Origin of the sequence: Streptococcus danieliae, from assembly GCF_013415245.1 — a bacterium.
Lineage (GTDB): Bacteria > Bacillota > Bacilli > Lactobacillales > Streptococcaceae > Streptococcus > Streptococcus danieliae_A.
In genome coordinates this window covers 1-989 of the sequence record NZ_JACBXX010000037.1, presented here as the reverse complement: position 1 = coordinate 989, position 989 = coordinate 1, and the positions used below count along the sequence as shown (strand labels likewise).

Sequence of the window (989 nt, the reverse complement as noted above, 5' to 3'; positions counted from 1 at the left end):
CAAGTAGTTCATCCAGTATTTCTTGACTAGTTAGATGCATTTGAAACATAGGTTGATAAGTGCGTTTTGTGCTCAATTTGCGGCTATCGGTTTGTATGATTTTCCAATACCGCTTTAGACGTCGATACTCTTTTGACTGTTTGTCAAATTGGTTCATAATTTGTATCCGCACACGATTCATAGCTCGGCTGAGATGTTGTACGATATGAAAACGATCCAATACAATTTTTGCCTTTGGAAAAAGTTGCTTCACTAATTTAAAATACGGAGTGAACATATCCATAGTAATGATTTCAACCTTTTTTCTGACTTTCAAGGTATATTGTTGGAAATGGTCTCTAATTGTAGCATGAGTACGTCCGTCTAGTATTGCGACGATTTCTGAGGACTCAAAATCTTGAGCAATGAAACTCATTTTCCCTTTTTTAAAAGAATACTCATCCCAGCTCATTATCTTGGGTAGTGACTTCAAGTTTGGTTTCGTCTTTACTAATTTTAATCGTCTAAGAACGGTTGATGTAGAGATATGTAGACGCTCGGCAATGCTTTTCATCGAATCCTTTTCGATCAGTAATTGAGTAATTTTCCGTTGGATGTCAGTTGAAATCTGATGATTTTTCTTGACAATAGGTGTCTCTGATACTTGCACTTTTCGACATTCTTTGCACTGAAATCTTCTTTTCTTCAAGTATAGGGCAGTGGGCATTCCTTGACATTCCAATAGAGGGATTTTAGAAGGTTTTTGAAAGTCATATTTAATCATTTTCCCTTTACAATGCGGACAAGCAGAGGGGGTATAATCTAAGGTAGCATTCACTACAATACACTCTGGCCGTTTATAATAAAAGGTGATTTTGATATTTCTATCTGTAATTCCGAGTAATTCTGTGGTATTATAAATAAGTTCCATATGATTCTCCTAATGTTGGTTTGGTCACTATTCATTATAGGTCATATGGGGCTTTTTTTGTACCTCAAAAAGCCCTATA

General features: G+C 35.8%; 1 protein-coding gene. It reads right to left on the bottom strand.

Annotated elements, in window-relative coordinates:
• Positions 1-910: ISL3 family transposase (locus HZY94_RS00715; protein ID WP_179924550.1), on the bottom strand; the 910-nt coding region annotated here is incomplete at its 3' end.
• Positions 911-989 lie beyond the last annotated feature (79 nt).